The following is a 5,995-nucleotide window of genomic DNA, read 5'->3' as shown; positions in this document are numbered from 1 at the left end:
TCTCAAAGAATGGAATAAACTCGGCGCGACAATCCAGCAGCAATTGAAGAAGAAACTACGCGAACGATTGGAAACGCCGCGCGTCGTGAGTGCTTCACTTCATGGTATGCCCGATCATTATAAGATCAAGCTTCGCCAGTTAGGCTACCGACTTGTTTACTCCGTCAATGACGACACTGTGACGGTGTTGGTTGTGGCCGTTGGAAAACGTGAGCGTGGCGATGTTTACAACACCGCTCGCTCCAGAACACAGTAGTACCTCACAACCTTGTCATGTCTGACAGACCCAATGTGGCAGGAAAAGGCCTGCTTGCCCCGAGGTCACTTACGCGACCTCTGTTCTGTGTATCGATGCAAGCCCATGAAGATAATCGGCAACCACCTGTGCTTTAGCAGCTGCGGTGATAATGACGCGTTTATCAGCCTTCAGCACGGCCAGCCAATTATCGATGTAGGCGGCTGTGTTTTCGCGAGGATCATGGGCCACGCCCAGGTCAGCGCAGAGAAATGCTGCAGACAGTTCTGCGACGAGCTCTTCGACCGCGTAAGCGTTGGTGCCAAAGCGGCCAGACAGATCACGATCAAGGCGATGTTTTGCGCCTGACCAGTGACCAATTTCGTGAAGAAGCGACGAATACAGGTGGACGTCGCTTAAAAAGCGCTCGCGGTCGGGCATGAGAATGTCGTCAGGTCCAGGACGATAGCAAGCCTTCGTGCCGCCGTAGTGAATGACAGCACCCGTCTGGCGGACAAAGGTATCGACGGTTTCATTGTGCGGCACGGGCGTCGTCGGCATTGGTTCGGTTGGGCTGTAATATTCGATAGGCAGGTTCTCGATCTGCTCTAGGTTGAATACCGTGTAGCCCTTGAGATAAGGGATTGAACGGTCGTCATCGGCGTCCTGATCCTTGCGCGTAAATGTGCCGTATTTGACGACAAGCGATCCACGTTCGCCCCTCCGGACCTGACCGCCGAGATCCTTCGCCTGACGATAGGTCATCCAGGTGGTGTCCCCGTAGCCGTTCATCTGCGATGCAATCCAGAGCATGAGAACATTAATGCCGCGATAGGCTTCGCCACTGGATCGGCGCGGGATGATGGAGGTCGGGCGGTTATTTCCGCGCCAAGGCCGCACCCAGGGTTTGGTGCCCGCTTCCAGCTGCTCGATGATGAGGTCTGTGATGCGCTGATAGGTGTCGCTGACGTTGTTCATGGCCGTCTCCATTCGTTGGTTGACGGCAAGAAACGGAGATAGCCGAGACGAGCCCATGCACCCTTTGGGCCGCAACAGGAGTGGAGGACCGCGAAGCGGTTGCATGGGGGAGTGGCTATCGCAGCTTGTCCGTCAATCAGCCAACGAGTGGGGCGGCCTAAATGTCACTCACCGAAGCTAACGGACCGGCCCTCGGCGCGGAGGTTGGGCTGCTTATCGTTCGCGGTCGTCGGAATCCCGCTCGGGCTGCTTTTGCGCCGATAGTTCCGCAAGCCGGGACGGGTCCGCGGCTATTTTCTGCTCTGGTGACATTCGCTCGACGGCGGGATTATCTGCATTTCTGACCTGATCCGGGCGCGACAGGCGGGAGAAGTCAGAACGTACCGTAAATGTGATTACGGTATCGTCATCGGGCAACCGCTCTGGAAGGTCGGCGCGATCGACGGCGACAATCCCGTGGTCGGTAACAAGGCTGGCTACACGTGTATCGTGCCCGAGAACCTGACCTGAAATCTGTTCGCCCGGCCTGGCGGTGCGCACGTTGTGCTCGAAAGCATTCTCACCGCGCATTGCCAAATCGACGAATGCAGCTCTTATGGCTTCCTGCCGGTTTGGATCGATCGCGTCTTCAAAGATATGTTTCATCGCCGGATTGGAGGGGTCGTTGGTCGTCGCGATCGACGCTTCGATCATGCGCGGCTTGGTAATGACCGTGAAGTCAAGCTCATGACCATATTCGCGCCAAAGAGATACTAGCAGTGCCTCCTGGGCCCGTCCGTTGCCTTCTCGAAACGGGTGCACATAATTCAACTCTGCCAAAACTTTACCGGCGATTTCGGCGAACTGTTCGACCGACGATCCCCGCAAAATTTCGGGATTCCTGATGGGTCTAAAGGCTTCATCCAAGCCCATCTCGATACGCGAGCCGTGCAGGAACGAGGTTCCGCCTTTCGACAGATTACCAATCGGCTCCACTCTCTGGCCATCGACAACGGGGCTTTCATTGCGCGTATGGCCGGCCCCTTCATAAATGTCTTGGAAAATATGACCATGAATGGCCTTCAGATGTTGCGCGTCGAAAGTCCCTTTCGGGCCGTCTCCTTCGGCAATTTCAGCCATCCGGAAAGCTGCCGCGCGATATTCTTCGACGCGTAGTTCCTTATGCGACTGGATCCCAAGTTTGTTGCGCAGCACATCCCTGCGGTCCGGATCGCCCGATGTGTTCGGATATGTATAGGAACCGTTGGATTCCGTTTCAGCCATGGCGAAAACCAATAAAAAGCCGCCTGCCCTGGGCAGGCGGTATCAAACTAAAAATATTGAGGTTGAACTACTGCGGTTTGCGGACTACGCGATCTCTGTATTCGTCGCGCGTGATATCGCCGGCGACATAGGCCGCTGTTGCCGCTTCCAATAATGGATCGTAAACATAACCCTGACGCATATTTGCGGCGCGTGCCTGATCGGTAGCCTTTTTGCGCTTGGCAACAGCTTCCGGAGATCGATCCGGACGGGGGGTATGAGAGTTCATCTTCAAAACTCCTGTTAAGATAAACCCTAGCACAAAAAGTGCGGAAAATCCAGAAAACAAAGGGATTTGCGCGACGTTCGGGGTGCGCCCGGCACTTGGCCGGGCGCTGTTGGGCTATCAATTGCGTGGTTCCCACTCGAGAATGGCCTGAAGGCTTGGGTCGTCCTGTCCGCCGAAACGGCCGAGGTTGGCGTTGTAGTTCAGGCGGCGGATCGAGAGATTGCGCTTGAAGCCTTCGCCGTCGGCCTTTGCCTTTCTCCAGATCCCGCCAACCTCGATATTGAAGCCACGTGGGGACTTGGCGAAAACGCGGTGCGTCGGAGCGTCCGGGTTTTCCGAATTGAACGGCACGACCTCAATGTCGATGTCGTCGGTCAGGGTAGAGATGCGGCCTTTGCCGGAAGCGGTGTCGAGGTCTTCGCTATCGAACTGGATGAAGTTGGTGATTTCATTGGCCATGGTATTCACTCCTCTATGTGGTTGCGATGATCGTTCACTGGCACGGCGGTAAGCGGTGTTGCACCCTTGGGCCGGAGCGCAGCGGAGGAAGCCGAGGGTCGAAAAATTTATCGCGCGAGGAGCCGCAGGCGGGGAAATTTTTCAGGCTTCCGGCTTTGCGGCAACCGCGTCGACGTGCGAACGAGCTCTAAAAGCAACCGAATTAGAGGCGTGCTCTATGCGTCAATATGGCAATTCGTCTCGTCGGCACGGACCGTTAACACGGTACCGAAATTGTCACGCATGATAGCCGGATACAGCGCATTTACAACTGTATTCGTGTAATCTTGGCAATTTTGGATAACCGGATCGGTTCTCTACGCTGATCATCCTATAATGCCAATATGGTTATGCACGGGCGGACTTATCTGGAGGCATGGACCCGTCGATAGAGATGCGGGCTCCCTACGTCCTCCGCCCAGATTAAAAGCAACCGCTCGCGTGCTACATTCTCGGCATACCCCTATTCGGCCATGTTGATGCCGTGGTTTCCCGGCAAGTAGCGCAACATCGCTTCAGCCTGATCAGCGCGCAACCAGGCTGCATGACCACGTCTTTCCGCTCAAGAAGCCGCTCTCCTCCCTTTCGCAAGCGTCGATTGCGGCCATAAGCCACCGCTGCGGCGAAAACGTAGCGAAAGATCATTGCATTGCTTCCGTTCCATGACGGGCAGCAAGCCCGAAAACCGATCGCGTCAGATGCAATTCGCCAGCGGCCGCGCGCGCTGTCATGGCGCGCAAATAGCCGTCCGGCGATTTCACTTGCCTCTCGTCGAACTTCTGCAGCGTGATCGCGATGGCAATAGCGGCGGCTTGTTCTCCCATCTGATCGACAGCGCGGCGGCGTGCATCTTCGGAAATGCCAGCCATGCGGCACATTTGCGAGGCAAGCCGGGCCAATTCAGCCCAGGTGCGGGGGCGCGATACTCCGTAAGTCGACAGTGCCGGTATTGCCCGTAACAGATCTTGCAGGCCAATTAACGTTTGTGGCGGGTGGTGCGGTTGATTGACTTGGCTCGTATCGCGTCCCAGGCTGTTCTCGAGAGCTTTTCTACCGGCGAAGCCGGTTTTAGGGAAACTGAGTTGTTCGGTGTATGCCGAACGCATTTCATCTTTACAATATTCAAGGTAATAGGGGTTTGTAATCTGTTTGTGCATGTCGTTTTCGACATATGGGCATGTCGAATCTTCGTTTCTAGCGGAAGGCTGCTCGCGGTGAGGCAGCTGCATTGCCCTCTCAATGATCCACTCGATTAAGCCCGTTGCGCGACGAAGAACGGTGCTCGATGCCCTGGTCGCGATGCCTACGGCATCGAGAACACGCTCAAAACGCTTCTCGATTATTGAGCGCAGCCGCGCGTGCAGTTCCTCCATAGAGGCGAGTGCGTAACGCAGATTGCGAACAGCACCGCGATAGCGGCGCAGGTTCGCATTGAATGCTTTCTTTTCCGCCTTTGCCTTCCGTACCATTCCACTGAGTTCCACGAAACGGGCAATGAGAACGCGCAGATCGATACCGCAAGCGTCGGCAATACTGCCATCCGCATTACGGACCGGATAACGTTTATAGTTACCGCTATCCTGCATGGTAATAACACCGGCATCAAACAGCCGGGACAACACACGGCTGACACGTCCCTCGGATCGCCCGATTTCGAACGCAAGCGCAGCGTTGGATTTGAACACGATCGGTCGGCCACCTTTGCCATAGCTCTCTGCTGGAGCCGTATTGATCAGTACAACAAGCAAGTGCGCCTCTGTGCCGTTGATGAGGCCAAGGCAAGGGAGTGACTGCGCAAGTCCGATCAGTTGGCCGCGTGTTACTGTTCCAATTTCCGCAGTCTGAGCCAGCCGCCGAAACTCGGTTCGTTGTGATGTCTGTTTGCGGCCGACCCGCCGCACAGGCTGTAGGGCTTCCCCCATACTCCTCGTCTCCTCTTAGCGACCAGGCAAAGCTTTCCCGTTCGCCGAAAAGCGTTTTGTATTGACTTTGGAAGTTGGGAGTGCGATTTTATTTTTACAGAATATTTGAAATTTGCACCCCGCTTCCGGGTTTCTTCGGGAGCGGTTTTCTTTTGTAGCCCGGTCAGTTTCTCCTTAAAATCGTGATATTCAACAGCATGGAATGTTACCGATTTGGCTTGTTCCGACAACCCTAAAACAGCCACCCGACTTGAAATTGGATCATAATTGGCCAATAAACCCGTATTTTGAACGAGTATTTCCTATAAAAAGGTACTCGACAGGTCATCTTCATATAACCTTAATGGTAATCTTCATCATCATCGCTAAAGCTCACCCGCCCCTCCAAATAGGCCCCCGGCAACCCTACAGCGCGAGCGGGTGCCTTCGGCTGGCGGTCTTCGCTACGCTCTCACCGCAAATGGCGGACTAAAATTGTTTGAAGATCCAAAACGGATTAATCCGAGATCAGGTTTCTACTGAAGGGTCTTCGACAATTTTCAGATAAGCGACGAGTTGGAATCTAGATTCAAGGCAATTATATTTTCGGCGTTCAAAGCGGAAGGAAACGTGACCAGATTGGGAAGAACACCGGGGTTTAATTCCTTCGGTCCACTCCGGATTTGGCGCGAAAAAAACGATTCAGCGTTTAAAAACCCAATGAAGCCGTCAAAAAGCGTCAGACCTCTTCGAAAGACGGTCACCCTATGGCGATGTAGAGAGTATTCATGCGATTTCAGCCGCTGCCGCACAGTTAAATTTTGTAAGCACAGCTTTCAATCAAAGGCTTGT

General features: G+C 54.5%; 6 protein-coding genes. 1 reads left to right on the top strand and 5 read right to left on the bottom strand.

The annotated features are described in order from the left end of the window. Positions 1-256, top strand: a 256-nt coding sequence (locus tag VBH83_RS19050) for a type II toxin-antitoxin system RelE/ParE family toxin (protein WP_396999051.1), incomplete at its 5' end; no start/stop codon positions are given. A 69-nt stretch (positions 257-325) separates the two neighbouring features. Here VBH83_RS19050 and VBH83_RS19045 read toward each other — a convergent pair. From VBH83_RS19045 to repC, 5 genes are all read right to left on the bottom strand, one after another. Continuing rightward, the gene (locus tag VBH83_RS19045; RefSeq protein WP_396999050.1) at positions 326-1,213 is read right to left on the bottom strand and encodes an ArdC family protein; all 888 of its coding nucleotides are present in this window, start codon (positions 1,211-1,213) and stop codon (positions 326-328) included. 213 nt (positions 1,214-1,426) lie between these two features. Next, a complete protein-coding gene (locus VBH83_RS19040) occupies positions 1,427-2,476 on the bottom strand; it encodes a Fic/DOC family protein (RefSeq protein ID WP_396999049.1) in 1,050 nt (349 codons plus the stop codon). A 67-nt stretch (positions 2,477-2,543) separates the two neighbouring features. Next, positions 2,544-2,744 (bottom strand): hypothetical protein, encoded by a 201-nt coding sequence (locus VBH83_RS19035; RefSeq protein WP_396999048.1) that lies wholly within the window; start codon positions 2,742-2,744, stop codon positions 2,544-2,546. 117 nt (positions 2,745-2,861) lie between these two features. Continuing rightward, the gene (locus VBH83_RS19030; protein WP_396999047.1) at positions 2,862-3,203 is read right to left on the bottom strand and encodes a DUF736 family protein; all 342 of its coding nucleotides are present in this window, start codon (positions 3,201-3,203) and stop codon (positions 2,862-2,864) included. A gap of 680 nt (positions 3,204-3,883) precedes the next feature. Further along, positions 3,884-5,164, bottom strand: coding sequence for a plasmid replication protein RepC (gene repC / locus VBH83_RS19025; RefSeq protein WP_396999046.1), 1,281 nt, complete (start codon positions 5,162-5,164; stop codon positions 3,884-3,886). Between the last annotated feature and the right edge of the window lie 831 nt (positions 5,165-5,995).

It is taken from the genome of Ochrobactrum sp. S1502_03 (genome assembly GCF_044435015.1).
Taxonomy (GTDB): Bacteria; Pseudomonadota; Alphaproteobacteria; order Rhizobiales; family Rhizobiaceae; genus Brucella; species Brucella chromiisoli.
Note: the sequence above shows the minus strand (reverse complement) of the source record. Positions and strands in the feature narration are given on the sequence as shown.

Coding starts and splice junctions, on each gene's coding strand:
- VBH83_RS19030 (WP_396999047.1), bottom strand. CDS start 3,203: ATGGCCAATGAAATCACCAACTTCATCCAGTTCGATAGCGAAGACCTC.
- repC (WP_396999046.1), bottom strand. CDS start 5,164: ATGGGGGAAGCCCTACAGCCTGTGCGGCGGGTCGGCCGCAAACAGACA.
- VBH83_RS19035 (WP_396999048.1), bottom strand. CDS start 2,744: ATGAACTCTCATACCCCCCGTCCGGATCGATCTCCGGAAGCTGTTGCC.
- VBH83_RS19045 (WP_396999050.1), bottom strand. CDS start 1,213: ATGAACAACGTCAGCGACACCTATCAGCGCATCACAGACCTCATCATC.
- VBH83_RS19040 (WP_396999049.1), bottom strand. CDS start 2,476: ATGGCTGAAACGGAATCCAACGGTTCCTATACATATCCGAACACATCG.